Genomic DNA, 25,333 nt, shown 5'->3' with positions numbered 1-25,333 from the left:
TGTCCTCGCTCGGAGCGAAGCAAGCGATGTGCCATTGTGTACAATACCGTCGGTCGGACGAATGCTCAGGATATTGTCGATTAATCAATAGCTTGAGATTTATTGGACGAGGTCACGCCGACGCCCCGCGACGGGCATCTGCCCAAATCGTAGGCAATCCAGATCAGGTGAAGCCAGCGAGGATCCGGAGCAGCTGCACCCGGTTGTCCTTGCCGATCTTATCCTCGACATGCCGCTCGTGCTCGGCCGCGAGCCGCTTGAATTTCGCCAGTGCCGTCTCGCCCTGCGCGGTGAGGTGCAGCGCATGGGAACGGCGGTCCGCCTTCGACTTGACCCGCTTGACGTATTTGCGCTGCTCGAGGCTGTCGAGCAGGTGCACCAGCCGGGCGCGCTCGATGCCGAGGCGCTTTGCCACCGCCATTTGCGACAGGCCCGGATTGGCGCCGATCAGCGTCAGCACCGAATATTGCGTCGGCCGGATGTCGACCTCGCCGAGCGTCTTGATGAAGTCCTGGAAAATCCAGATCTGGAAGCGCCGCACCGCGTAGCCGGCGTGCCCGACCAGCGCGTCGAGGCCAATCTCGTCGGCGGCATCGCGAGGCGCCGCGCCGTGGCGCTTGCGTGGGGCAGTCTGGGTTGCGCTGGCTGTCACATCGTATCTCCCGCCAGGCCAACCTTAGCGCTTCGACAACGCGAGCGAAAGATTGTTGTTGACGACAACAATTGTCATGCCCAACATTATGGTCAAAGCAGCCCGAACGAGGCTGCCGCCGATCCGTATCCGGACGGAGGAGGAAACCCATGACAGCCGCCCCACGCGGTGACGTTGCAGGCCTGTTCGCAACGCCGAGGACGCTCGCAGAGCATCGTCCCGATGGCAGCATCGTGTTGCGCTCGCCCGAACCCTTGGGCGACAGCGCCCGCTGCGTCGGCGACTGGCTGGAGCATTTTGCGCGGCACGCGCCGGATGCGGTCTTCCTCGCCGAGCGCGGCCAAGTCGATGCGCCCTGGACCACGGTCACCTATGCCCAGGCGCTGCGCCAGGTGCGTGCGGCGGCGTCCTGGATCCTGGCACAGGGCCTCAGCGCCGAGCGCCCGCTCGCGATCCTCTCCGACAACAGCGTCGACCACGCGCTGCTTGCGCTTGCCGCCCAGCATGTCGGCGTGCCCTCGGCTGCGATCTCGCCGGCCTATTCGCTGATGTCGAGGGATTTCGAGAAGCTCAAGAGCATGATCATGCTGCTCGAGCCGGGTGCGATCTACGTCTCCGCGACGAAACCCTTCGCGGCCGCGCTGGCCGCCATCGCGCCGCTGCACAATGCGCAGATCATCAGCGGCAAGGCCGACGATGCCGATACGCTTGCCTTCAACGTCATCGCGGCAATGCCCGAGACGCCTGACGTCGCAAAGGCGTTCGCCGCGGTGACTCCGGACACGATCGCAAAATTCCTGTTCACGTCAGGCTCGACCGGCACGCCGAAGGCCGTCATCAACACCCAGCGCATGCTGACCTCGAGCCAGCAGGCCAAGGCGCAGACCTGGACCTTTCTCGAACCGGGTCGCGGCGATCTCGTCATTCTCGACTGGCTGCCCTGGAGCCACACCTTCGGTGCCAACCACAATTTCAATCTCGTGCTGCGCAATGGCGGCTCGCTCTATATCGACGGCGGCAAGCCCGCGCCCGGGCTGTTCGCGACCTCGCTCGCCAATCTAAAAAGCGTGATGCCGACGGTCTATTTCAACGTGCCGCGCGGCTTCGACATGCTGATCGCGGCGCTGCGCGGCGACGAGGAGCTGCGCCGCCGCTTCTTCAGCGAGGTGAAATTCGCCTTCTATGCCGGCGCCGCGCTGCCGCAGAATCTCTGGGATGCCATCGAGGAACTCTCCATCAAGACCGTCGGCCGCGCGCTGCCGATGGTCTCGGCCTGGGGCTCGACCGAAACCTCGCCGCTGGCCACCGACTGTCATTTCCTCGCCGAACGCTCCGGCAATATCGGCGTGCCCATCCCCGGCACTGAGCTGAAGCTCGTCACATCAGGCGACAAGCTGGAGGTGCGCGTGCGCGGCCCCAATGTCACGCCGGGCTATTGGAAGGCACCGGAGCAGACGAAGCAGGCGTTCGATGACGAGGGCTTCTATCTGATCGGCGATGCCGTCAAGCTTGCTGATAGTGCTCGGCCGGAGCGCGGCCTGTTCTTCGACGGCCGCGTCGCAGAGGATTTCAAGCTCAATTCCGGCACCTGGGTCAATGTCGGCACGCTGCGCGTCGCCGGCATCGCGGCGCTTTCGCCGCTGGCGCAGGACATCGTCGTCGCGGGCCATGGCGGCGACGAGGTGCGCTTCCTGGTGTTCCCGAACATCGCTGCCTGCCGCACGCATGCCGGCCTGGGCGAGACGGCCGAGGTGAACGAGGTGCTCGCCCACGACAAGGTGAGGACCGCGATTGCGCAGGGCCTCGCAAAGCTGAAGCAGCAGGGTCCCAACTCCTCCGGCCACGCTACCCGCGCGCTGCTGCTGGCCGAACCGCCGTCGGTCGACGGCGGCGAGATCACCGACAAGGGCTACATCAACCAGCGCGCCGTGCTGACGCGGCGTGCGGAGGCGGTGGCGCGGTTGAATGATGATGCGCCGGGCGCGTGGATCGGGTTGCAGCGTGAATAGCTATCTCGTCGCTCAACCACTCTCGTGCGCCGGACGCAGCGCAGCACGCGGGCGATGCGAAGCATCGCCCGATGTGATGAGCTGCAGAGCCGGGGCCCATCGCCCCTAGCATACGCCGCCGCATGGGTCCCGCTCTGCGCAGCAGCGTTTCACGCTGCAGCGCGGCCGGGACACGAGGAGCCACACTTCCCACTAAGTCAGGCACCCTGCCGCAATATATCTCCAATTCTTTTGTTGCCTAAGCAACTAATTTATGCGAACCGTTCCGGGGAGCGATGACGGCGGGGAAAACTGCCGCGTCCGGTCCTGGAGGAAACGATGCTCGGCCCGCACGGTGCCGTCGGCAAACGACGGCGCATGCCTGGATGTGACGCAAGGTGGCGCCTGGTGCGCGGCCCGTCAGGCCTCAGTGCTGCCGGTGACCGCACCGAGATTTTCGTGCAACCGGCGCAGCAGATCGATCAGCACCTCGCGCTCGTCCTTGTTCAGGCAGGACAGCAGCCGCCGTTCGCGCTCGAGCGCGGCGACGATCACCTTGTCATGCGTGGCGCGGCCCTTTGTCGTCAGCGCGATCGAATGGGTGCGGCCGTCATTCGGGTCGGTGCGGATCGAGACCAGCCCGCGCTTCTCCAGGCCCGCCAGCGTCCGGCTCACTGGTCCCTTGTCGAAGCCGATGACGTGGCAGATGCGCGAGGCTGGAATGCCGGGCTCGATCGCCAGCAGCGACATGATCCGCCATTCCGTGACGTTGACGCCGAACTCCCGCTGATAAAGCGCGGTCGCGCTGTTCGAGAGCTTGTTGGCGATGAAGGTGACGAACGCCGGAACGTAACGGTCGAGATCGAGCGTCGGTCCCGCGTCGGTGGGCGCTGGCTTTTGGCGGGATCGGGTCAAGGACGGCGGCATGGCGGGATTCGGACTCGCGGCGGGTCAAACGACCTAAGGGCATGCGCCGGCCTTTCACAAGATCAAAATGAGGGAGGACTTCAATGAGCGCACCCGGCTCGGCTGTATCAGGCGTCCCGCATCTCGACGTCGATCCCTTCGACATGAATTTTTTCGCCGACCCTTATCCCACGCATCAATTGCTGCGGGAGGCGGGGCCGGTGGTCCATCTCGACAAGTGGAACGTCTACGGCGTGGCGCGCTATGCCGAAGTCCATGCGGTGCTGAACGATCCCGCGACCTTCTGCTCCAGCCGCGGCGTCGGCCTGTCCGACTTCAAGAAGGAGACGCCGTGGCGGCCGCCGAGCCTGATCCTCGAAGCCGATCCGCCCGCACACACCCGCACCCGTGCCGTGCTGTCGAAAGTGCTGTCGCCGACCGCGATGAAGCAGGTGCGCGACCGTTTTGCCGCCGCGGCCGAGGAGCGGGTGGACGCGCTGCTGGACAAGCGCAGCTTCGATGCGATCGCCGATCTCGCCGAGGCTTATCCGCTCTCGATCTTTCCGGATGCGCTGGGCCTGAAGCCGGAGGGGCGCGAGCATCTGATTCCCTATGCCAGCGTCGTGTTCAACGCGTTCGGCCCGCCGAACGAGCTGCGCCAGCAGGCGATCGCGCGCTCGGCGCCGCACCAGGCCTATGTCGCCGAGCAGTGCCAGCGCGACAATCTCGCACCCGGCGGCTTCGGGGCCTGCATTCATGCGCAGGCCGACGTGGGTGCCATCACGGCCACCGAGGCGCCGCTATTGGTGCGCTCGCTGCTGTCGGCCGGCCTCGACACCACCGTCGACGGCATCGGTGCCGCCGTCTATTGCCTCGCGCGCTTCCCCGAGCAGTGGCAGCGCCTGCGCGATGATCCGACGCTGGCGCGCAACGCTTTCGAGGAGGCCGTGCGGTTCGAGAGCCCGGTGCAGACTTTCTTCCGCACCACCACGCGCGATGTCGAGCTCTCAGGCGCAAGAATCGGCGAGGGCGAGAAGGTGCTGATGTTCCTCGCCGCCGCCAACCGCGATCCCAGGCGCTGGGACCAACCCGACAGCTACGACATCACGCGCCGCACTTCCGGCCATGTCGGCTTCGGCTCGGGCATCCACATGTGCGTCGGCCAGCTCGTCGCCCGCCTCGAAGGCGAGGTGATGCTGACGGCGCTGGCCCGGCGCATCGCGAAGATCGAGATCACCGGCGAGCCGAAACGCCGCTTCAACAACACGCTGCGCGGGCTCGACAGCCTGCCTGTCACCATCACCCCGGCCTGACGAGGAGCCTTGATGCCCGCCATCACTTTCATCCATCCCGACGGCAAGTCCGATCGCGTCGAGACCTCGGGCGGCGAGAGCGCCATGCAGGCCGCGACCCGTCACGGCCTCGACGGCATTCTGGCGGAATGCGGCGGCAACGCCATGTGCGCGACCTGCCACGTCTATGTCGATGAAAGCTGGCTCGCGCGCCTGCCTGCCATGGCCGACGACGAGGACGCATTGCTCGACGGCACCGCAAGCGAGCGGCGGCCGAACAGCCGGCTGTCCTGCCAGATCAAGATGACGCCGGAGCTCGACGGGATCGTCGTGAAGCTGCCGGTGCGGCAGGTCTGAATTTCCCGCGCCGGCAACACCGGCGCGGCAACACATCAACAGGGGAGGGAACCATGAAGCATTCGAAGTGGACGCTAGCGCTGGCCGCGAGCCTCATCGGTAACGCGGCGAGCGCCGAGATCTCGGACAATGTCGTGCGTGTCGGTGTGCTCAACGACATCTCCGGCATCTTCCAGGACACCAACGGCATGGGCTCGGTGGAAGCCGCGCGCATGGCGGCGGAGTATTTCAACGGCGGCGGCAAGAACATCAAGGTCGAGATCGTCTACGCCGACCACCAGAACAAGGCCGATGTCGGCAACGCCATCGCGCGCAAATGGCTCGACGTCGAAGGCGTCGATGCCATCGTCGACGTGCCGAATTCAGCCGTAGGCCTGTCCATCAACACGCTGCTGCGCGACAGCCGCATGACGTTCCTGGCCTCCTCGACCGCAAGCTCCGATCTCACCGGCAAGGCCTGCTCGCCCAACACCATCCAATGGGTCAACGACACCTGGGCCACGGGCAACACCACCGCGGCTGCCATGATGTCACGCGGCGGCAAGGACTGGTATTTACTCACGGTGGATTACGCGCTGGGCAAGGGCATCGAGGCCGAGGCGCAAAAATACATCGACGGCCATGGCGGCAAGGTGTTGGGCTCCTCCAAGCATCCGCTCGGCACCTCGGACTTCGCCTCATTCCTGCTGCAGGCGCAAAGCTCGAAAGCGCAGGTGATCGGCCTTGCCAATGCCGGCGGCGACACCATCAACGCCGTGAAGCAGGCCGCCGAGTTCGGCATCCAGCAGAACGGACAAAAGCTCGTCGCCTTCCTGCTCTTCATCAACGACGTCCACGGCATGGGCATCAAGGTCGCGCAGGGCCTGCAACTGATGGAAGCCTTCTACTGGGACATGAACGACGACACCCGCGCCTTCGCAAAACGCTTCGCCGCGCGCCCCGGCATGAACGGCAAGATGCCGAGCGGCAACCAGGCCGGCGTCTATGCCTCGACGCTCGCCTATCTCAACGCGGTTGCCGCCACCGGCAGCGACAACGCCAGGGATGCCGTCCCCGAGATGAAGAAGTTTCGAGGCAAGGACAGGCTGTTCGGCGACACCACCATCCGCCAGGACGGCCGCGTGGTGCATCCGATGTATCTGTTCGAGGTGAAGAAGCCGGAGGAGTCGAAATATCCGTACGATTATTACAAGCTGGTCTCGACGATTCCGGCGGAGCAGGCGTTTCGCCCGCTGGCGGAGGGCGGGTGTGAGCTGGTGAAGTAATTGCAGCAGCGAGCGCTGCTGCACCCTCTCCCCCTGTGGGAGAGGGTGGCTTCGCAAAGCGAAGCCGGGTGAGGGGTTCTCTCCTCACGGAGGATCTCGCGAGTTGAGAGAACCCCTCATCCGACGCTTCGCGCCACCTTCTCCCACAAGGGGAGAAGGAAGAAGGTTACACCACCTTGCTACTCCCCTGCGTGATCAACCGCGCGGCGCGCTGGTCGCGTGCGTAGATCCAGAGCCAGCTCAGTGCGACGCTGAGACGGTGGCGCAGGCCGATCAGGAAGTAGATGTGGGCGATGCCCCAGATCCACCATGCGATGGCGCCGCGCAGCTTGAAGCGGCCGAAATCGATGACGGCGAGCCGCTTGCCGATCTGGGCGAGGCTACCGGCGTGCTTGTAGCGGAACGGGCCGGTCGCGGCACCACGCAGGCGGGCCTTGATGGTCTCTGCGACGTGACGGCCCTGCTGCTTCGCGGCCGGCGCGATGCCCGGCACCGGCTTGCCCTCCCAGGCGTTGATGCTGACGGTATCGCCGATCGCAAAGATCTCGGGATGGCCGGGAATGGTGAGGTCCGCTTCGACCTGCACGCGCCCGGCGCGATCGGCTGGTGCGCCCAGCCATTCGGCGGCGGGCGAGGCGCGGACGCCGGCGGCCCAGATCCTGGTCTTGGCTTCGAGCAGCTTGCCGCCGAACACGACGCCCTCGCGGTTGATCTCGGTGACGGCCTGTCCCAGCACGACCTCGACGCCGATCTTCTCCAACGACGCCTGCGCATAGGCCGAGAGGTCGTCGGCGAAGCCCGCGAGCACGCGCGGCCCCGCTTCGATCAGCACGACGCGCGCTTTCGTCGTGTCGATGTTGCGGAAATCGCCGGGCAAGGTGTGGCGCGCCATTTCGGCGATGGTGCCGGCGAGCTCGACGCCGGTGGGGCCGGCGCCGACGATGACGAAGGTCAACCGCGCGGCGCGCTTCTGCGGATCGGTCTCGCGCTCGGCGCGCTCGAACGCCACCAGGATGTGACGGCGCAAGGTGGTGCCGTCCTCGAGCGTCTTCAGGCCCGGCGCCCATTGCTCCCATTCGTCGTGGCCGAAATAGGCGTGACGCGCGCCGGTCGCCAGCACCAGCGTGTCGTAGGGTACCTCGCTGCCGTCGTCGATCAGCACGCAGCGCCTTGCCGCATCGACGCCGCTGACCGTCGCGAACAGCGTCGTCACGTCGGGCCGGTCGCGCATGAGATGGCGGATCGGCCAGGCGATCTCGCTGGTCGCGAGCGAGGCGGTCGCGACCTGGTAGAGCAGCGGCTGGAACAGATGATGGTTGCGGCGGTCGATCAGCGTGATCTCGACGCCCGCGCCTGCAAGCCGGTAGGTCGCCTCCAGCCCGCCGAAGCCGGCGCCGACAATGACGACGCGATGGGGATGTGCGGCCATGATACGTCCTCGAATCTCGCTGCTGCCTCTTCCTCATTTAAGTGCGGATCGGGGGCCGCGGTCCAATAGAGGTCATCAATCGCGACATAGGCGGGATGTATCGTTCCGGCGCGGGAAACGCCGCGGCTCCGGACCGGCCTCAGGCCGGCCTCGGTCAAAGTGAGTAGAATTATATTTCTTGCCATCCGCATTGGGGGCGAAATATGGTGCAGGGGCGGGCGCTGAGCCATTGGCGGCGCGACAGATTTTGCGTTCAATAGAGAAGGCCCGGGGCGGCGATCACCCCGCTTGCGGGCTCAATCATAAGGAGGGGAGTGATTATGAGGACGGCATTCTGGCTGGCGGGCGCAGCGGCGCTGGTGCTGGCGAGCCCGGCTTTCGCCGGCGACACCATCAAGATCGGTTTCGTCTCGACCTTCAGCGGCCCGACCGCCGTGATCGGCAACGACATGCGCAACTCCTTCGAGCTCGCGCTGGATCACATGGGCCGCAAGATGGACGGCAAGCCGGTCGAGGTCATCTACGAGGATGACGGCCAGAAGCCCGATGTCGGCAAGCAGAAGACCGAGAAGCTGGTGCAGTCGGACAAGGTCGATTTCATCGTCGGCTATATCTGGTCGAACGTGCTCCTGGCCTCGCTGAAGACGGCCGTGGATTCGCAGACCTTCCTGATCTCGGCCAATGCCGGTCCGTCGCAGCTCGCTGGCGAGCTCTGCTCGCCTTACGTGTTCTCGACCTCCTGGCAGAACGACCAGACGCCGCAGGCGATGGGCCTCTACATGAACCAGAAGGGCGTCAAGAGCGTGTTCCTGATTGGCCCGAACTATGCCGCCGGCAAGGACATGCTCGCGGGCCTGAAGAACACCTTCAAGGGCGAAATCAAGGGCGAGGAATACACGGTCTGGCCGAGCCAGCTCGATTTCTCCGCCGAGCTCTCCAAGGCGCGCGCCTCGGGCGCCGAGTCGATCTTCGTGTTCTATCCCGGTGCGGCCGGCGTGCAGTTCCTCAATCAATATGCGCAGGCCGGCCTCAAGAGCACGATGCCGCTCTACACGGCGTTCACCGTCGACGAGCTCTCGCTGCCGCTGCAGAAGGAGAACGCGCTCGGCGTGCCCGGCGCGCAGGAATGGGTCAACGACCTGCCCAACGAGCAGAACAAGCGCTTCGTCGCCGACTACCGCAAGAAATATCCCGGCCTGCGCCCGACCTATTACGGCGCACAATCCTATGACGCCGCCCAGCTCATCAACAGCGCGGTGGTCGCTGTGAAGGGCGACACCAGCAAAAAGGACGCGATGAAGGCCGAGATGGAGAAGGCCAACTTCAAGTCGCTGCGCGGCGCCTTCAAATACGGCAACAATCACATCCCGGTGCAGAGCTTCTATCTGCAGGACGTGGTCAAGGACGCCGAAGGCCAGCTCGCGCTGAAGACGGTGGCGACCATCGTGGAGAACGACCAGGACCGTTTCCACGACAAGTGCAAGATGAAGTGAGGTCGTAGCTACAAGTGACGTGGCGCGAAGCGCCGGAGGGGTTCTCTCCACTCTTGCAATTGCGAGTGAGGAGAGAACCCTCGCCCGTCTCGCCGCTAGCGCGGCGAGCCACCCTCTCCCACAAGGGGCGAGGGAAACAAGAGCCTACACCCTCGGCATGCTCGCGGGTCGCACTTCGCGGGCCTGCGCTGCGAGCCTGATGCCGGCGTTCGCCGCGCCAAATCCCTGATAATTCCTGCGTTCGACGATCTCGAAAAAGAACCGCTCGTCGAAGATGTGGGTGTAGACCTGGAAGAACTCGCCGTCGCCCTCGCGGTCGTAGAGAATGTGGTTGGCGCGCAGCTGCGCCATCAGCTCGGGGGCGAGATCGTATTTGGCTTCGATGTCGTCGTAGTAATTGGCGGGGATGTCGAGAAAATCCGCTCCCCGCGCCCGCATCTCCGCGACCGTCGCAAAGATGTCCCGGCACGAGAACGCGACGTGCTGCACGCCTGATCCGAAGAACTCGGAGATGAAGCGCGCCGGCAGCGTGCGGTTGGCTGAGGAGCCGTTGAGCACGAAGCGCAGGCTCTGGTCGGCGTTGACGATGGCCTGGCTCTGCACGAGGCCCCTGGGATCGGCGATCTCCATCTGCGGCAGCCGCTTCAGGTCGAGGATGCCGGTGTAGAACAACAGCCACGACAGCATCTCGTCATAGGGCATCGACTGCGCGATGTGATCGACCGCGAGCAGCGCGTCGGCACTCGCCTCGCTCGGCACCGGCTCGAAATCGGTGTCCCAGTTCTTGCCGGCCTGATCGAGGAAATACAGCAGGCTGCCGCCGACGCCGTGGATCGCGGGAATCTCCAGCTCGCCCGGTCCGACGGGCTGGTAGAAGGTGCGCGTCTTCAGCATCTCGGCGCGCTGCATGGCAAGGCCCGCATTGTCGACGTCGAGCGCGATGGCGCAGACGCCGGGGCCGTGGGTGACGTAGTGGGAATGCGCAAAGCCGTCGGTCTCGCTGTTGATAACGAGCTCGACCTTGCCCTGCGACCAGCGTTCCACCGCCTTGCTGCGATGCTGACCGGTCCTGCGGAAGCCGAGTTGCGAGAACAGCCGGGCGAGCTCGCCGGCCTTGGTCTCGTTGACGGCAAACTCCACGAAGCCGGTGCCGCGGCTCTTCGCCTTCGGCGCCAACGGCTCGGCGGCGAATTTCGGCCAATCCGGCGCAAGCTGGTCCTCCAGCAGGATCAGCGAGCGCAGGCCGTCGAGCGCGGTCTGCGCGGCCGAGCCGGCGCGGAATTGGTCGTTGAAGATCTCCAGCGACAGCGGTCCGGCATAACCGGTTGCCGCGACCGCCGCCATGAATTCACCGACCGGCAGATCGCCCTGGCCGGGGAAGGAGCGGAAGTGCCGACTCCAGGACAAAATGTCGAGTTCGAGCTTCGGCGCGTCCGCGAGCTGCACCAGGAAGATCTTGTCGCCGGGAATCGAAGCCATCGCACGGACCGGAAAGCCCGGCGCGAGCGCGTGGAAGCTGTCGAGGATGATCCCGATCGCGGGGTGATCGGCGCGCCGCACGATCTCCCAGGCATCGCGGTAGTCGTTGACGTGGCGGCCCCAGGCCAAGGCCTCGTAGCCGACGCGCAAGGACCGCTTGGCCGCGCGCTCGCCGAGCTCGCGAAAATCGTCGGCGGCGCGGTCGATGCCGCCAAGCGAGGCGGGCGAGACGTTGGAGCAGATCAGCAGCAGATCCGTGCCGAGCTCCTGCATCAGATCGAACTTGCGCTCCGCACGGGCAAAATTGCGCGCCCGCTGCGGTTCGGGCATGCCCTCGAAATCGCGGAACGGCTGGAACGCGCAGATCTCGAGATTGAGATCCTTGCAGAGCTTTGCGATGTCGCGCGGGCCGGCGCCGAACGACAGCAGGTCGTTCTCGAAAATCTCGACCGCGTCGAAGCCCGCGGCCGCGATGGCGCGGAGCTTCTCGTCGAGAGCGCCGGAGAGGGAGACGGTGGCGATCGAGCGTTTGTTCATGCTGCCTGCTCCATGATCCGGCTTGGCGAGATCTTTTGTCCGGTGCGCGCCGCTTCGCTGACGGCCTCGACGACGGCGAGCGTGCCCATGGCGTCCTCGACCGAGATCAGCGGCTGCTCGCGGCCGGCGATCACGGCCTGGAAATGCCGGAGCTGCTCGACGAGCGGATCGTAAGCCGAGAGTGCGACGGGCTCGCGAACCAGCGGCGCGTGCCAGCCGGGATCTTGTCGATACGACCACAGCTCCATGGTCGGCACCGACAGCGAACCGTTGGTGCCGGCGAAGACGTAACAGGGCTGGTCCTGTTTGGGATAGACCGCATTCTCGCCCGCGGTCAGCTCCCAGCTCCACGGCGCCGGCGTTGCGTCCGACACTGTCACGGTTCCGAGTGCACCATTGGCAAAGCGCAAGAGCAGGGCGGCGGTGTCCTCGACCGCGAAGCCGCGCGCCTTGTTCGACGTCAGCGCCTGCACCTCGACGATCTCGCCGCAGATGAAGCGGAGATTGTCGATATCGTGGATAAGGTTGATCAGCAAAGGCCCGCCGCCCGCCTCACGCCGCCAGGCCATTTCGAAATAGTCGTCGGGCTTCTTCAGCAGCCACAGCCCGACCACGGCGGTGAGCTGGCCGAGCCTGCCGCTGGCCACCGTTTCGCGGGCCGACTTGATGATCGCATTGTGCCGCCGGTGTTGGCCGACCAGCATCGGAACGCCGGTGCGCCTCACCGCGGCGCAGAGGCGCTGCGCGGAGGCGACCGTCTCGGTCACCGGCTTCTCGATCAAGGCCGGCACGCCGGCTTGCGCGCAGTCGAGCGCCATCGGCAAATGCAGATTGTTGGGCGAGGCGATGACGAGGCCGTCCGGCTTCTCCTGTGCCAGCAACGCGCGATGGTCGGGATAGCAGGGCAAATTGTGCGCCAAGGCAAAGTCCTTCGCGGCGGGCGAGGGATCGGCGATGCCGGCCAGCGCGCAATCCGGCGACGCCTCGATCAACTCGATGTGGCGGCGGCCGATCAGGCCGGCGCCCGCGACCGCAATGCGCATTCGCGCGCTCATGCCGCGCTCTCCTCCATGGCGCCGCCTAGGAAGAGCTGGCCGATGCGCGGATCGTTCAGGATGCGCTTGGCGTCGTCGACCATGCGGGTCTGGCCGAGCTCGAGCACGATGCCGATGTCGGAGATCTCCAACGCCGAGCGCGCGTTCTGCTCGATCATCAGGATGGTGACGCCGCGGTCGCGTAGGCTTTTGAGGATGTCGAAGGTCTGCTGCACCATCAGCGGCGACAGGCCGATCGAGGGTTCGTCGATCAGGACCAGCTTGGGTTCGAGCAGCAGCGAGCGGGCGATCTCGAGCTGCTTCTGCTCGCCGCCCGACAGCGTCGAGGCCTGCTGTGTCGACTTCCGCCGCAGCGCCGGAAACAGATCGAGCGCCGCCTCGATCCGCTTCGGCAGGTCGAGGCCCTTGCCGGCGGCGACGCCGCCGAGCTCGATGTTATGGCGCACCGACAGCTCGGGGAAGATGTTGCGGCCCTGCGGCACGTAGCAGATGCCGGCATTGAGCAGGGCGCGCTGGCTTAAGTTCGTGACGTCGCGGCCGGCGAAGCTGATCTTGCCCTCGCGCAGCTTGAGCAGGCCGAAGATCGCCTTGAACACGGTGGACTTTCCGGCGCCGTTCGGGCCGATGATGGTCGTGATGGTCGCCCGCGGCACGCCGAATGTGGTGCCGTTCAGGATGGTCATCTTGCCGTAGCCGCCGACGAGATTGTGAACCGAGAGGATCGGGTCGCTCATGGTCAATGTCCCAAATAGGCTTCGATCACGGCGGGGTTCTTGCGCACCTCGTCGGGGCGTCCCATCGCCAGCACCTTGCCTTCCGCCATCACCATCACGCGCGAGCACAGCGACATCACGAACTCCATGTTGTGCTCGATCACGACGAAGGTGGCGTTCTTCTCGCGGTTGATCGCAACCAGTCTTTCCTTGAGGTCCGCCAGCATCGACGGGTTGACGCCGCCGGCGGGCTCGTCGAGCAGCACGAGGTGCGGGCCGCCCATGAAGGCCATGGCGGCATCGAGCAGTTTCTGCTGGCCGTAGGAGAGTCCGCCCGCCGGCTCGTCGGCGAGATGGTCGAGCTTGAAGAAGCCGATCATCTGGTTGGCGGCGTCGGTCAATCCGGCGTCGGAGCGGCCGACCAGGCGCGAGGCCATGCTGCCCTGGTGCTCCTGTCCCGCGAGGATCAGGTTCTCGCGCACCGAGAGCTTCGGAAACACCTGCAACAGCTGGAAGGTGCGGCTGACGCCGAGCTTGTTGAGCTCGGCGGGACGCAGGCCGGTGACGAGCTTGCCGTCGAGCTTGACCTCACCGCCCGATGGCGTGAGCTGGCCGAGGATGCAGTTGAACAGGGTCGACTTGCCGCAGCCATTCGGCCCGATCAGGCCGAGGATCTCACCTTCCCGCACCTCGAAGGAAACGCCGTCGACGGCGCTGATGCCGCCAAAGTTCTTCTTGATGTCGGTGACTTCGAGGACCGCACTCATTGCGCCGTCTCCAGGCGGGATTTTGCGACGGCGCGCAATGCGGACGCCGCCTTGGTGCGACGTTCGGCGAGATAGCGATCGAGGATGCCCAGGATGCCGGTGGGTGACCAGATTAGCAGCAGCATCACCGCCACCGCATAGAGCATCAGATAATAGCCTTCCGTGAAGCGCAGCCATTCCGGCAGCAGCACCGCGATCATCGCGCCAAGGAACGGGCCGAAATAGAAGCCGGCGCCGCCGACGATCACCATCATCAGCAGGTCGAGCGAGAGCGACAGGTTGAAGGGCACAGGATCGATATATTGCGTCAGCGGCGCATAGAGCGCGCCGGCGATGCCGCCGAGCGCCGAGCCGATCGCGAATGCCATCAGCGTGTAGCGCCGCGTGTCGATGCCGAGCGATTGCGCGCGCAGCGGATTTTCGCGCAGCGCCATGAAGGCGCGGCCCCAGGGCGAGCGGATCAGCCACCACACCGCGAGCGACACGATCGCGAGCGCGCCGAGGCAAACATAGTAGAAGGGGAGGGGCTTGTTGGTCGCGAAGCCGAAGATATGGGGACGCGGGATGTTGGAGATGCCGTAGATGCCGCCGGTGAGCCAGCTCTCGTTGCGGAACACCAGGAAGGCGAGGGTGGAGAAGGCCAGCGTGACGAAGGCGAGATAGTGGTGCTGCACGCGCAACGCGGGATAGCCGAGAACCCAGCCGACCGCGAAGCTCAAGACGATCGCGACCAGGATCGCGGCGGGCAGAGGCCAGCCATGCGTCGTCATGATCGCCGCGGCATAAGCGCCGATGCCGACGAAGGCGCCCTGCGCCAGCGAGACCTGGCCGGCATAGCCGAGCGTGAGGTTCAGCCCCATCGCGGCGATGCTCATCACCGCCCATTGGCTGAGGATGAACAGGCCGTAGCGGTTGAAGTTCATGGGGATGATGATCAGGCCGGCGATGACGGCAAGGCCGAGCGCGATCTTCAGGGGCTTGGCGAAGCTGGTCATACCGTGCGCTCCTCGGCGCGACCGAGCAATCCTTGCGGCCGGAACAGGATGACCGCGATCAGGAAGATCATCGGCACGGCGGCGCGGTACTGCGTCGAGACATAGGCGGCCGCGAGATTGTCGAGCACGCCGATCAGGATGCCGCCGGCGATCGCACCGCGCACCTGGTTGAAGCCGCCGACGATGGCGGCGATGAAGGCAGCCTGGCCCAGCACTTCGCCGGAGGAGAATTTTGCGAGGTAGATCGGCGTGATCAGCAGCGAGGCCAGCGCCACCAGGAAGGCATTGATCAGGAACGTCAGCAGGATCATGCGCTCGACGGGCACGCCGATGATGCGCGCCACGGTCGGATTCTGCGCCGCCGCCTGCATCTGGTGACCGAGCGAGGTGCGGTTGAGCAGCGTGGTCAATCCGAGCACGGCGAGGATGGCGACGACGAGCACGCCGATACTCTGCAGCGACACCGCGTGGCCGAAGATGGAGACGTCACCGGTCGGCACGATCGAGGGGAAGGGCGAGGCCTCCGCGCTGAAGAACTGCTTGACGGCTTCCTTGAGGCCAATGGCGAGCGCCATGGTCGCAATCGCCAGCGGCAGCACGCCGTGGCGCATCATCGGGTCGACCAGCAGCATCTTGAAGGCGAGCCCGAGCAGGATCATCGAGAGCAGGATGCCGAGGATGATCGCGAGCCAGAACGGCGCGCCGGCATGCATCGCCGCCAGCATCAGGAATGCCGGCAGCATCACGAACTCGCCTTGCGCGAAGTTGATGGTCTGCGAGGTCTGCCACAGCAGCGTGAAGCCGACCGCGACCAGCGCATAGATCGCGCCGGTGGCGAGCCCTGCGACCAGAAGATCGAATAGGTTGGACATGGGTTCTCTTTGAGCCCGAGTGAACTCGACGCGAATTCAGGTCTATCGCTCCCTCTCCCCATAAGAAGAACGGTGAGAGGGAGAAGAAAGATCTCCCCGCTCGCAGGGAGAGGCAAAGATCACTTCACCTTCGGCAGCACCTGCTTCACGACCTGCTTGCCTTCGACCACCTCGACCAGAAAGCTCTGGCGGTCGATGTCGCCGGTGTCGCTGAAGGTGACGTCCATCAGGATGCCCGGCTCGTCCGCGGCCTTGATGGTGAGACCGTGCAGCGTATCGGCGAACTTCTTCGGGTCGACCTTGCCCATCTTCTCGGTGGTGGCCTTCACCATGTAGACGGCGAGATAGCCCTTCAGGCCGTTGTGATCGGGGACGTAATTGTACTTCTTGGAGAACTTCTCGCGGAATTGCTTGACGAGGTCGACCGGCGCATCGGTGGTGAGACCGACATGGCCGCGGGCGCCGTTGGCGGCATCGCCCGCAAGCTCGATCACCTTCTGGCCGATCAGCGTGGTCTCGCCCATCAGCGGCGCGGTGACGCCCTGGCGCTTCAGCTCCTTCAGGATGCGCGCGCTCTCTTCTTCGTTGAGATAGACGAACACGGCATCGGGATTGGCAGCCTTGATCTTGCCGACGTCGGCGGCGAAATCGGCCTGCCCGGCTTCAGTGGAGAGGTCGGCGACCACCTTGGAGCCGAGCCGCTCGAGCTCCTTGATGACGACGTCGCGGCCGCCGCGGCCGAAATCGTTGTTGACCCAGACCACCGCGACCGTTTTCGCCTTCATGTCGTCGTGGATGTATTTTGCGACCTTCGGCATCGAGGATTGCTGGCCGAAGGAAGTGCGGAACAGAAACTTGTTGCCTGCCTGCGTCAGCTCGGCGGCTTCGCCTCCCATGATCTGCGCGATGCCGGCTTCGGCCGCCAGCGGCGCCGTCACCTTCACCGAGCCGGAATAGCCGGGCCCGAGCAGTACATAGGGCTCGGCATCGAGCGCCTTCTGCACCTGGGCGCGCGCCACGCCCGGGTTGGACTGCGAGTCGGCGTGGGTCACCTCCAGCTTGCGGCCGAGCACGCCGCCCTTGGCGTTGATCTCCTCGATCGCGAGGTCGATGCCGTTCTTCCAATTGGTGCCGACGGTGGCGCCGCCACCCGAGAGCTCGGCGACGTCGGCGAGCTTGATCGCCTGGGCAAGGGCGCTCGTTGCAGTCAGGGCTGTCAGCAGCGCGCCCACCAGTAGCGTTGATTTCATCGTCCTCTCCTCCCGTTTCAAATTTTGCAAGCGGCCTTGTGCCGGCCGCTTTGCCTCAAGCTGCCTGATAGGCGGCGTTGCGCGCAGCCATCACGGCGTCGAAAGCCTCTCCCATGACTTCGGTCGATGGGGCAAGGCCGGTGAACAGTTCGAAGGCGTCGGCGGCCTGGTAGATCGCGAGCTCGCGACCGGTCATGATCCGAGCGCCTCTCTCTCGCGCTGCGGCAAGCAGCGGTGTGATCAGCGGCGAATAGACGGCATCGGCGACCCACAGGTTTTCGCGCAGTAGCGAAGCCGGCACCGGAGTGTCCCGGTTCGGCAGCATGCCGACCGGCGTGCCGTTGACGAGGCCGGTTGCGCCGGCAAGTGCGTCCTCCACGCTTCGGGCCACTCGCGCACCACCGTGCGGGGCCAGCAGCGTCGCAAGTTTTTCCGCTCGCGCCGGCTCGCTGTCGAAGATGCGGAGGTCAGCCACTTTCAGGTTCGCCAGCGCAAAGGCGATCGCCTTGCCGACGCCGCCGGTGCCGATCACGGCCACCGCGTTTCCGGTGCGCGCCAGCAGCGGTGCGACGGCACGCGCAAAGCCGGTCGTGTCGGTGTTGTGGCCGATCAGCCTGTTATCCCTGACGACGACGGTGTTGACCGCGGCCATGGTCGCCGCAGCCGGCGCCAGCTCGTCGAGCAGCGGGACCACCGCTTCCTTGTAGGGAAAGGTGACATTGACGCCGGCAAAGCCGAGCCGCCGTACGCCTTCCAGCATCATGCGAAGGCCGGCCGCATCGGCGCCGGCGACCTCGATGAGCTGATAGTGCCCGCGCAGGCCGAGCGCCTCGGCGGCACGTTCATGCATGGCGGGCGACGCGGAAGACGCGATCGGCGCGCCGATCAGGCCGGTGAGGAGCTTCTTGCTGGCGGCGGATCCGCGCGTCGACATGGTTCGCTATCGTCTCGTTGAGAGCTTTCGGTCCCGGTCATTAGCGGAGAACCCCGCGCAATTCCAAGGGGCGTCAAAGGGGCTTCCGGTCTGACGATAGCCTTTCCCCTGCCTAACACAATTACCCTTTTATCCGACAAACCTAACATCATGTTATTTCTTCCGCCCGCGCGCCGGTGCGGCCTTGCCGGGACCGCCCGGCACGGCCTTGCCGTTGCCACCCGGCACGGCCTTGCCGTTGCCGCGCGACGGCTCGACCGCACGCATCTCGGCGCGCAACGCCTCGATGAAAGACTCGGCATGGAGCGACAGCGGCGCGCCGCGCTTGACCGCGATGTAGGTGTCGAAGCGCGTCGGCTCGGTGATCTTCAGGAGCTCGATCCCGGGATAGCCGCCATGAGCTACGGTGAACTGGTCGATGATGGCGATGCCGAGCCCCGCCTTCACCAGCGCGCAGACCGTGGTGCCGAAGCGCGCGCGGATGGTGATGTTGTAGTCGAGCCGGTGGCGCGCGAAGATCTCGGCCATGATCCGGCCGTAGGGATCGTTGGGATCAATGCCGATCAGCGGATAGCGGGTGATCTCGGCGGCCGAGACCTGCTTGCGGCCGGCGAGCTCGTGGCCCGGCGGCACGATGCAATACAGCTCGCCCGAGGCGAGCGGCATGAAGTCGAGCGCCGAATGCTCGAGCCGGTAGCTCATCGCGACGCACTCGCCGCGGCCGAGCATGAGATAGTCGATGGCCTCCTCGAGCTTGAGGATGTTGATGTCGATGCCGAGGTCGGGATAGCGGCGCCGGACGCGCTCGATCGCGCGGGGCACCATCACCTGCGAGATGCTGGGCACCGAGCCGATCCGCAATTCGGAGAGGCCGCCACGGCCGATCTTGGAGATGATCTCGGAGAGGTCGTCGACCTTCTTGTAGACGCCGTTGATCTGCTCGAAGATGTTCTCGGCTTCCGGCGTCGGGAAGTAGCGTCCGTTCTGGCGCTGGAAGAAGCGGATGCCGAGCGAGCGCTCGGTGTATTTGACGAGGCGGCTGATCCCCGGCGCGGAGACGTTGAGCAGCTTCGCCGCGCCGCCGATCGTACCCGTCACCATCACGGCACGGATCACTTCAACCTGGCGCAGCGTCATCATGCTCTTGGCATCCGAAAGAGGATCGTGGCGGCGATCATCTCACGAGAGCATCGGTGTCATCCAGCGGCAAGTGCGTCGCTGTGGAGGGCGAGCCGCTCTCGCGTTCCCGGCGCGGAGTCAGGACCCAAAAGGCCAGAGAGGAGGTTGCGGATGGGTGGGCCCCGGCTCTGCAGCGCATCGTCGAAGAGACGCGGCGCTGCGTCCGGGGGCACGTGGGCTCGTCGCCTTCTCAAATGGGAGGAGAGTAACTTCGCGGCCAGATTGTTTCGGCAGCGCGCTCAAATGGAAGGGCGGCGGCGCGCGATCTGTCGCATGGTCGTTTACCGCAACTGCGCTCTAGCTCGCCGGGCCCTCGGGCGAGACGCTGTCGGCCAACTCCGCACACTCGCTTTGCAGCACCTTGCGCGCGAACTCGATGATCTTCTGCTTGTTTGCCGTTTCGCGGACGGCGAAAAACACGCGATTCAATTCCAGGCCGAGCACGCTGTTGAGGGCGATGTCCTCGTCTTCCATCGTGGTTTTCCCGCTTCGGACGCGTTGAGGTGTATCGTGAGGTCAATTCTGCCACAAGTAGTTTAAATCTTCAGGCCGGATGCGCACCGGGAAACTACGGTCGCAGCAGATTTGAGGCCGCGCCCAAATACGTGCTATATGGCGAGGGCCAAGGTCAGGAAACGTACCGATGTCCGCCGTTGATGCCGTTGATTATGGCCGCGAGGCGCTCGACTTCATCGAAGGGCTCGGAGCCTATACCAAGGTTCCGGACGCGATGAATGCGCTTGAGACGGCTTTCGGCCGCTTCGGTTTCGAAACCATCATCGTGACGGGATTGCCGAATCCCGACCAGCGGTTTGCACAGATGGTGCTCGCCAAGCGCTGGCCGGCGGGCTGGTTCAGCCTCTACACCCAGAACAATTACGACCGCTTCGATCCCGTGGTGCGGCTGTGCCGGCGGTCGGTCAATCCGTTCGAATGGTCGGAAGCGCCCTACGATGCCGACCTCGAGCCGAATGCGGCCGAGGTGATGAACCGCGCCACCGACTTTCGGATGTCGCGAGGCTTCATCGTGCCGATTCACGGCCTCACCGGCTATGAAGCCGCGGTGTCGCTTGGCGGCGTTCATCTCGACCTCAATCCGCGCAGCAAGCCGGCACTGCACCTGATGGCGATGTACGGCTTCGACCACATTCGCCGACTGCTCGAGCCGGCGCCTTATCCGTCGACGCGCCTCACCCCGCGCGAGCGCGAGGTGATCTCCTGGGCCTCGCAGGGCAAGTCGGCCTGGGAAATCGGCGAGATCCTGCACATTACGCAACGCACTGCTGAAGAGCATCTTGCAACCGCCGCGCGTAAGCTTGGTGCCGTCAACCGCACGCATGCGGTCGCGCTTGCGATTCGGAGCAAGATCATCGCTCCCTGAGCCCCGTACTGGGAAATTTCCCAATACCGAACCCGGCTGTTTTCGCAGACTCTGCTCCCATTGAGGCTGAATGGGGGTTTTTATGATTCACGCAATTTCTGCGGTAAATCGCCACCTCTATGAAGACGTGATTGAGCAGCATTTCCGGCTGCGTCATGAGGTCTTCGTCGAGGAGCGGCGCTGGGAGACGCTGCGCAGGCCGGATTGCCGCGAGATCGATTCCTACGACGACGAGGATACCGTCTATCTGCTCGCTCTGGAGGGACGGCGGGTCATCGGTGGTCACCGGCTCTATCCCACCACCAAGCCCTCGATGATGAGCGAAGTGTTCCCGCATCTGGCGTCGGTTCGCGGCTGCCCTGCGGATCCGCTGATCTGGGAATGGTCGCGTTATTTCGTCGTGCGCGATCGCCGCGATGGCGCGCTCAATCTGCAACTGATGGCCGCGGTGCAGGAGTTCTGCCTCGCGCAAGGAATCGCGCAGGTCAGCGCGATCATGGAAACCTGGTGGCTGCCGCGCTTCCACGAGGCCGGCTTCGTGGTGACCCCGCTTGGCCTGCCGGCGCTGGTGGAGAACGCATGGACCATGGCGGCCACCATCGACATTCGTCGCGAGACGGTCGACGCCCTGCACGATCGTATCGGCATGGCATCGGTCGTGCGCCAGGACGGCCCGCATCTGGACGCCGTCGCCCGTGCCAACCTTTGCGGCGCTGCAGCCGCGCAACGAAAGAGTGCCTGAGATGTCGAACATGATGCGGGACAGCCAGATCATGGCGCAGACCAGGGACGAGACTCTCGGCTACATGTCCGACATGGCGCTGGAGCTGGCGCAAATGGCGGAAGACACCGGATTGGCGACGCTCGCCTATCTGTTCCGGATGGCGGCGCTGGAGGCCTCGACGGCCAACAGCGTGCTCGCCGAACCGGATGACCTCCCCCAGCAGATGACGTCGCACTAGACGCATCCAGGGATCCGACAGATTGCGGCACCCTCCTCCGGCAACGGGGGAGGGTGATCGCATTCATGCGACAGAGGTCGTCATGGCCGGGACAAGCCTGGGCATGACGACGTGCGGCAGGTTGCCCCAGCCCGGCGCGGCAGCCTTCTTGCAAGGTCATTTTGAAAGGTCATTCTAATCGCATGCATCGGCATGCAACAAAGTGCATGTTTGGTGTCGAATCGCTCTTGCCTCGGAACGATACTGCCATTACCCATTTTTCCGCCTTGATGAGGCAGGGGGAGCTCTTTCACTGATGGCGACTGTGTTCGAACATCGGCGCGCGTCCGTATGCGCCTGAAAGAGTCCTGATGCTGCTCGTCGTCGAACAGTTCCTGAACGGATTGCAGTTCGGCCTGCTGCTGTTCCTGCTCGCCGCCGGCCTGACGCTGGTGTTCGGGATCATGGATCTCGTCAACCTCGCGCACGGCTCGCTCTACATGATGGGCGCCTATTTCGCCGCGACCTTCGCGGCGTGGACCGGCAGCTTCCTGCTCGGCGCGCTGCTGGCGCTGGGCGCGACGCTGGTGCTCGGCATCGTGCTCGAGATGAGCGCGCTGCGGCATCTCTATGGCCGCGACCATCTCGACCATGTGCTCGCAACCTTCGGGCTGATCCTGTTCTTCAACGAAGCCGTGCGGCTGATCTGGGGCCCGGCGGGCCTCGCGCTGCCGCTGCCGGCCTGGCTCACGGTGCCGGTGCCGATCCTGCCCGGCATTCACTATCCCGCCTATCGCCTCGCCATCATCGTCGTGGCACTGCTGGTGGCGCTCTTGCTCTATCTCGGCGTGATGCGCACCCGCATCGGCATGCTGATCCGGGCAGGGGCCTCCAACCGCGAGATGATCGGTGCGCTCGGCATCAACATCAAGCTGCTCTACACCCTGGTGTTCGGCCTCGGTGCGGCGCTCGCCGGATTGGCCGGGCTGATGCAGGCGCCGATCCTCACCGTGCAGATCGGCATGGGCGAGAACATACTGATCCTCGCCTTCGTCATCATCGTGATCGGCGGCATCGGCTCGATCCGCGGCGCGTTCCTCGCCGCGATCTTCGTCGGCATGATCGACACGCTCGGCCGCGCCTTCCTGCCCAATCTGCTCCGGCAGGTCTTGAGCGGCGCCGCCGCCTCCACCGCCGCGCCCGCGCTGTCCTCCATGCTGATCTATCTCCTGATGGCGATCGTGCTGGTGGTGCGGCCGGAGGGGCTGTTTCCGGCCAATCGCCGATGAAGAGTTTGACTGTGAGCAAGGCCGTCACGGCCCTGATGCTGGCGGGCCTCGTGCTGCTGCCGCTGTATTCGCAGCTTAGCGGCAACATCTTCATCCTGACGCTGTTCACCCGCATCATCATCCTGGCGCTGGCGGCCGCGAGCCTCAACCTCATCATGGGTTTTGGTGGCATGATGAGCTTCGGCCACGCCGCCTATCTCGGCATCGGCGGCTACGCGGTCGGCATGCTCGCGCAGGAAGGCGTAGGGTCCGGCTTCATCCAGTTTCCGGTCGCGCTGGCGGCCTCCGCCATCTATGCGCTGGTGATCGGCGCGCTCTCTTTGCGCACCCGCGGCGTCTATTTCATCATGATCACGCTGGCCTTCGCGCAAATGGCCTATTACGTCGCCTCAGGCCTTGCGCGTTACGGCGGCGACGACGGCCTTACCGTCTACAAGCGCAGCGACTTCTCCGGGTTGATCAACCTCTCGAACCGCACGCAGTTCTACTATCTCTGCCTCGCCTGCCTGCTCGGCGTCGTCTTCCTGATCTGGCGCATCGTCAATTCGCGCTTCGGCCTCGTCGTGCAGGGCCTGCGCTCGAACGAGCAGCGCATGCAGGCGATCGGCTTTCCCGCCAAGCGCTACAAGCTCGTCTGCTTCGTCATCTCAGGGACCATGTGCGGGCTCGCCGGCGCGCTGCTCGCCAACAACACCGATTTCGTCAGCCCGGCCGTGATGTACTGGACCCGCTCCGGTGACCTCATGGTGATGGTGATCCTGGGCGGCATGGGCACGCTGTTCGGCCCGATCATGGGCGCGGTGGTGTTCCTGCTGCTCGAAGAGTTCCTGTCGCAGATCACCGAATATTGGGCGCTGATCATGGGCCCGCTGCTGCTGCTGATCGTGCTGTTCGGCCGCGGCGGCATCATGGGCCTGCTCGGGAGGGTTGGCCGTGGCTGAACCCCTGCTCCGCGTCGAGAAGCTTGTGCGTCGCTTCGGCGGCATCATCGCCACCGACAACGTCTCGCTCGATGTCGCGGCCGGCGAGCTGCACGCCATCATCGGCCCGAACGGCGCCGGCAAGACCACGCTGATCAGCCAGCTCACCGGGCATCTGGAACCGCATTCCGGCAGCGTCTCGCTGGCGGGGCGCGACATCACCTACTTGCCGGCCTATCGCCGCTGTGCGCTGGGCCTTGCCCGTTCATTCCAGATCACCTCGCTGCTGCTCGATTTCACCGCTGCCGACAATGTCGCGCTGGCGGCGCAGGCGCATGCCGGCACCTCGTTCCGCTTCTTCGCCGATGCGCGCAAGGAGAAGGGTCTGCGCGATGCCGCCCATGCCGCGCTCGATCGCGTCGGTCTCGCTCATCGCGCCGATGTCCTGGTCTCCAAGCTCAGCCATGGCGAGCGACGCCAGATCGAGCTCGCGGTCGCGCTCGCCAGCAAGCCGAAACTGCTGCTGCTCGACGAGCCCATGGCCGGCCTCGGCGTCACGGAATCCCAGGGCATGGTGAAGCTGCTGCAGGAGCTGCGGAAGGAGGTCTCGATCGTGCTGGTCGAGCACGACATGCCGGCGGTGTTCGCGCTGGCCGACCGCATCTCGGTGCTGGTCTATGGCCGCGTCATCGCCTCCGGCGATCCGGCCGCGATCCGGGCCAATGAAGACGTCAAGCGCGCCTATCTCGGTGACCAGCATGTGGTGACGCATCATGGCTGACACGCTGCTCGACGTCGACGGCATCGAGACCTGCTACGGCCTCTCCCAGGTGCTGTTCGGCCTGTCGCTGTCGATCAAGCCGGGCGAGATGGTCTCGCTGATGGGCCGCAACGGCATGGGAAAGACCACGACGATCCGTTCCATCATGGGCCTGACGCCGGCGCGCGCGGGCGCGATCCGGTTTGCTGGCACTGAAGTACGGCAGCTGCCGTCCTACAGGATTGCAAAACTCGGCGTCGGTCTCGTTCCCGAGGGACGCCAGATCTTCCCGAACCTCACCGTGCGCGAAAATCTCGTGGCCGCCGCCGCCGATCGTTTCGGCAGCTCCAATCCCTGGACGCTGGCGGCGATCTACGTGCTGTTCCCGCGCCTCGCCGAGCGTGCCGCCAACATGGGCAACCAGCTCTCCGGCGGCGAGCAGCAGATGCTCGCGATCGGCCGCGCGCTGATGACCAATCCGAAGCTTCTGATTCTGGACGAAGCGACCGAGGGCCTCGCGCCGCTGATCCGCGAGGAGATCTGGCACTGCCTGTCGCTGCTCAAGAGCCGCGGACAGTCTATCCTGGTCGTCGACAAGAACGTCGACCATCTCGCTCGCATCTGCGATCGCCATTACATCATCGAGCGCGGCAAGACGGTGTGGAGCGGCACATCCGACGAGCTGATGGCCGAGCCGGATCTCCAGCACAAATATCTGGGCATCTGAGCGCGCCAGTTTCGAAGCTCTCCAAACTGGGCGCAGAGGTCTTGAGTACGCCGCCGCGGGCCGTCAATGTCGCCGCGTAAGCGGATGCGATGCGGGACTTTTACGATCACATTGTCGGACGGCCTCAAGACGACGTCATCGGTGCCGCACAG

General features: G+C 65.0%; 25 protein-coding genes. 12 read left to right on the top strand and 13 right to left on the bottom strand.

All coding sequences use genetic code 11. The features are described from left to right. Positions 1-163: 163 nt before the first annotated feature. Positions 164-652, bottom strand: a complete 489-nt coding sequence (locus tag RPS27_RS12445) for a MarR family winged helix-turn-helix transcriptional regulator (protein ID WP_212065046.1) — start codon at positions 650-652, stop codon at positions 164-166. Between the two features lie 149 nt (positions 653-801). Between RPS27_RS12445 and RPS27_RS12440 the strand changes: the two genes are divergently transcribed. Next, on the top strand, positions 802-2,661 hold the full coding sequence (locus tag RPS27_RS12440) for a feruloyl-CoA synthase (RefSeq protein ID WP_212065047.1): 1,860 nt from the start codon (positions 802-804) through the stop codon (positions 2,659-2,661). Between the two features lie 399 nt (positions 2,662-3,060). Here the strand turns inward: RPS27_RS12440 and RPS27_RS12435 are convergent, their stop codons facing one another. Beyond that, complete coding sequence (locus RPS27_RS12435; protein ID WP_194404917.1) at positions 3,061-3,567, bottom strand: MarR family winged helix-turn-helix transcriptional regulator; 507 nt, start codon at positions 3,565-3,567, stop codon at positions 3,061-3,063. A gap of 83 nt (positions 3,568-3,650) precedes the next feature. Here RPS27_RS12435 and RPS27_RS12430 point away from each other — a divergent pair, with 83 nt between their 5' ends. The 3 genes from RPS27_RS12430 to RPS27_RS12420 are packed head-to-tail and all read left to right on the top strand — an operon-like array spanning position 3,651 to position 6,460. Then, entirely contained in the window at positions 3,651-4,859 is a 1,209-nt protein-coding gene (locus RPS27_RS12430; protein WP_212065048.1) for a cytochrome P450, read from the top strand. Between the two features lie 12 nt (positions 4,860-4,871). Further along, entirely contained in the window at positions 4,872-5,195 is a 324-nt protein-coding gene (locus RPS27_RS12425) for a 2Fe-2S iron-sulfur cluster-binding protein (protein WP_212065049.1), read from the top strand. A 53-nt stretch (positions 5,196-5,248) separates the two neighbouring features. Next, positions 5,249-6,460 (top strand): ABC transporter substrate-binding protein, encoded by a 1,212-nt coding sequence (locus RPS27_RS12420; protein WP_313754053.1) that lies wholly within the window; start codon positions 5,249-5,251, stop codon positions 6,458-6,460. A gap of 166 nt (positions 6,461-6,626) precedes the next feature. On the opposite strand, the gene RPS27_RS12415 is transcribed toward RPS27_RS12420, so the two are convergent. Beyond that, entirely contained in the window at positions 6,627-7,889 is a 1,263-nt protein-coding gene (locus tag RPS27_RS12415; RefSeq protein WP_194404913.1) for an NAD(P)/FAD-dependent oxidoreductase, read from the bottom strand. A 320-nt stretch (positions 7,890-8,209) separates the two neighbouring features. On the opposite strand from RPS27_RS12415, the gene RPS27_RS12410 reads away from it, so the two are divergent. Next, positions 8,210-9,382, top strand: coding sequence for an ABC transporter substrate-binding protein (locus tag RPS27_RS12410; protein WP_194404912.1), 1,173 nt, complete (start codon positions 8,210-8,212; stop codon positions 9,380-9,382). Positions 9,383-9,526: 144 nt separating this feature from the next. On the opposite strand, the gene RPS27_RS12405 is transcribed toward RPS27_RS12410, so the two are convergent. The 10 genes from RPS27_RS12405 to RPS27_RS12360 form a co-directional block, all read right to left on the bottom strand. Further along, entirely contained in the window at positions 9,527-11,398 is a 1,872-nt protein-coding gene (locus RPS27_RS12405; RefSeq protein ID WP_212065051.1) for a bifunctional sugar phosphate isomerase/epimerase/4-hydroxyphenylpyruvate dioxygenase family protein, read from the bottom strand. Further along, positions 11,395-12,453: a Gfo/Idh/MocA family protein gene (locus RPS27_RS12400; RefSeq protein WP_212065052.1), complete on the bottom strand. Its 1,059-nt coding sequence runs from the start codon at positions 12,451-12,453 to the stop codon at positions 11,395-11,397. Before RPS27_RS12400 ends, RPS27_RS12405 begins: the two co-directional genes overlap by 4 nt. Then, positions 12,450-13,187 carry an ABC transporter ATP-binding protein gene (locus RPS27_RS12395; RefSeq protein WP_212065053.1) on the bottom strand — a complete coding sequence of 246 codons (738 nt, stop codon included), beginning with the start codon at positions 13,185-13,187 and terminating at the stop codon, positions 12,450-12,452. Before RPS27_RS12395 ends, RPS27_RS12400 begins: the two co-directional genes overlap by 4 nt. Before the next feature lie 2 nt (positions 13,188-13,189). Beyond that, on the bottom strand, positions 13,190-13,933 hold the full coding sequence (locus RPS27_RS12390) for an ABC transporter ATP-binding protein (RefSeq protein WP_212065054.1): 744 nt from the start codon (positions 13,931-13,933) through the stop codon (positions 13,190-13,192). Continuing rightward, on the bottom strand, positions 13,930-14,928 hold the full coding sequence (locus RPS27_RS12385) for a branched-chain amino acid ABC transporter permease (RefSeq protein ID WP_212065055.1): 999 nt from the start codon (positions 14,926-14,928) through the stop codon (positions 13,930-13,932). The genes RPS27_RS12390 and RPS27_RS12385 overlap by 4 nt, the downstream gene beginning before the upstream one ends. Beyond that, positions 14,925-15,800: a branched-chain amino acid ABC transporter permease gene (locus RPS27_RS12380; RefSeq protein WP_313754052.1), complete on the bottom strand. Its 876-nt coding sequence runs from the start codon at positions 15,798-15,800 to the stop codon at positions 14,925-14,927. The genes RPS27_RS12385 and RPS27_RS12380 overlap by 4 nt, the downstream gene beginning before the upstream one ends. 119 nt (positions 15,801-15,919) lie before the next feature. Further along, positions 15,920-17,050 (bottom strand): ABC transporter substrate-binding protein, encoded by a 1,131-nt coding sequence (locus RPS27_RS12375; RefSeq protein ID WP_212065056.1) that lies wholly within the window; start codon positions 17,048-17,050, stop codon positions 15,920-15,922. A gap of 55 nt (positions 17,051-17,105) precedes the next feature. Next, complete coding sequence (locus RPS27_RS12370) at positions 17,106-17,984, bottom strand: shikimate dehydrogenase (RefSeq protein WP_211415522.1); 879 nt, start codon at positions 17,982-17,984, stop codon at positions 17,106-17,108. Between the two features lie 153 nt (positions 17,985-18,137). Then, a complete protein-coding gene (locus RPS27_RS12365) occupies positions 18,138-19,124 on the bottom strand; it encodes a LysR family transcriptional regulator (protein WP_313754051.1) in 987 nt (328 codons plus the stop codon). Positions 19,125-19,460: 336 nt separating this feature from the next. Further along, entirely contained in the window at positions 19,461-19,637 is a 177-nt protein-coding gene (locus tag RPS27_RS12360; RefSeq protein ID WP_194404903.1) for a hypothetical protein, read from the bottom strand. A 169-nt stretch (positions 19,638-19,806) separates the two neighbouring features. Between RPS27_RS12360 and RPS27_RS12355 the strand changes: the two genes are divergently transcribed. From RPS27_RS12355 to RPS27_RS12325, 7 genes are all read left to right on the top strand, one after another. Next, on the top strand, positions 19,807-20,544 hold the full coding sequence (locus tag RPS27_RS12355; RefSeq protein ID WP_194404902.1) for a LuxR family transcriptional regulator: 738 nt from the start codon (positions 19,807-19,809) through the stop codon (positions 20,542-20,544). 82 nt (positions 20,545-20,626) lie between these two features. Next, positions 20,627-21,286: an acyl-homoserine-lactone synthase gene (locus tag RPS27_RS12350; RefSeq protein ID WP_194404901.1), complete on the top strand. Its 660-nt coding sequence runs from the start codon at positions 20,627-20,629 to the stop codon at positions 21,284-21,286. A 1-nt stretch (position 21,287) separates the two neighbouring features. Next, entirely contained in the window at positions 21,288-21,506 is a 219-nt protein-coding gene (locus tag RPS27_RS12345) for a hypothetical protein (RefSeq protein ID WP_128922916.1), read from the top strand. 350 nt (positions 21,507-21,856) lie between these two features. Continuing rightward, a complete protein-coding gene (locus RPS27_RS12340; protein WP_008143427.1) occupies positions 21,857-22,774 on the top strand; it encodes a branched-chain amino acid ABC transporter permease in 918 nt (305 codons plus the stop codon). Then, on the top strand, positions 22,771-23,715 hold the full coding sequence (locus RPS27_RS12335; protein ID WP_212065057.1) for a branched-chain amino acid ABC transporter permease: 945 nt from the start codon (positions 22,771-22,773) through the stop codon (positions 23,713-23,715). Before RPS27_RS12340 ends, RPS27_RS12335 begins: the two co-directional genes overlap by 4 nt. After that, a complete protein-coding gene (locus RPS27_RS12330; RefSeq protein ID WP_194404898.1) occupies positions 23,708-24,475 on the top strand; it encodes an ABC transporter ATP-binding protein in 768 nt (255 codons plus the stop codon). Before RPS27_RS12335 ends, RPS27_RS12330 begins: the two co-directional genes overlap by 8 nt. Beyond that, positions 24,468-25,181: an ABC transporter ATP-binding protein gene (locus tag RPS27_RS12325; protein ID WP_211415525.1), complete on the top strand. Its 714-nt coding sequence runs from the start codon at positions 24,468-24,470 to the stop codon at positions 25,179-25,181. The genes RPS27_RS12330 and RPS27_RS12325 overlap by 8 nt, the downstream gene beginning before the upstream one ends. Positions 25,182-25,333 lie beyond the last annotated feature (152 nt).

It is taken from the genome of Bradyrhizobium sp. WYCCWR 12699 (assembly GCF_032144035.1).
Taxonomy (GTDB): domain Bacteria; phylum Pseudomonadota; class Alphaproteobacteria; order Rhizobiales; family Xanthobacteraceae; genus Bradyrhizobium.
Note: the sequence above shows the minus strand (reverse complement) of the source record. Positions and strands in the feature narration are given on the sequence as shown.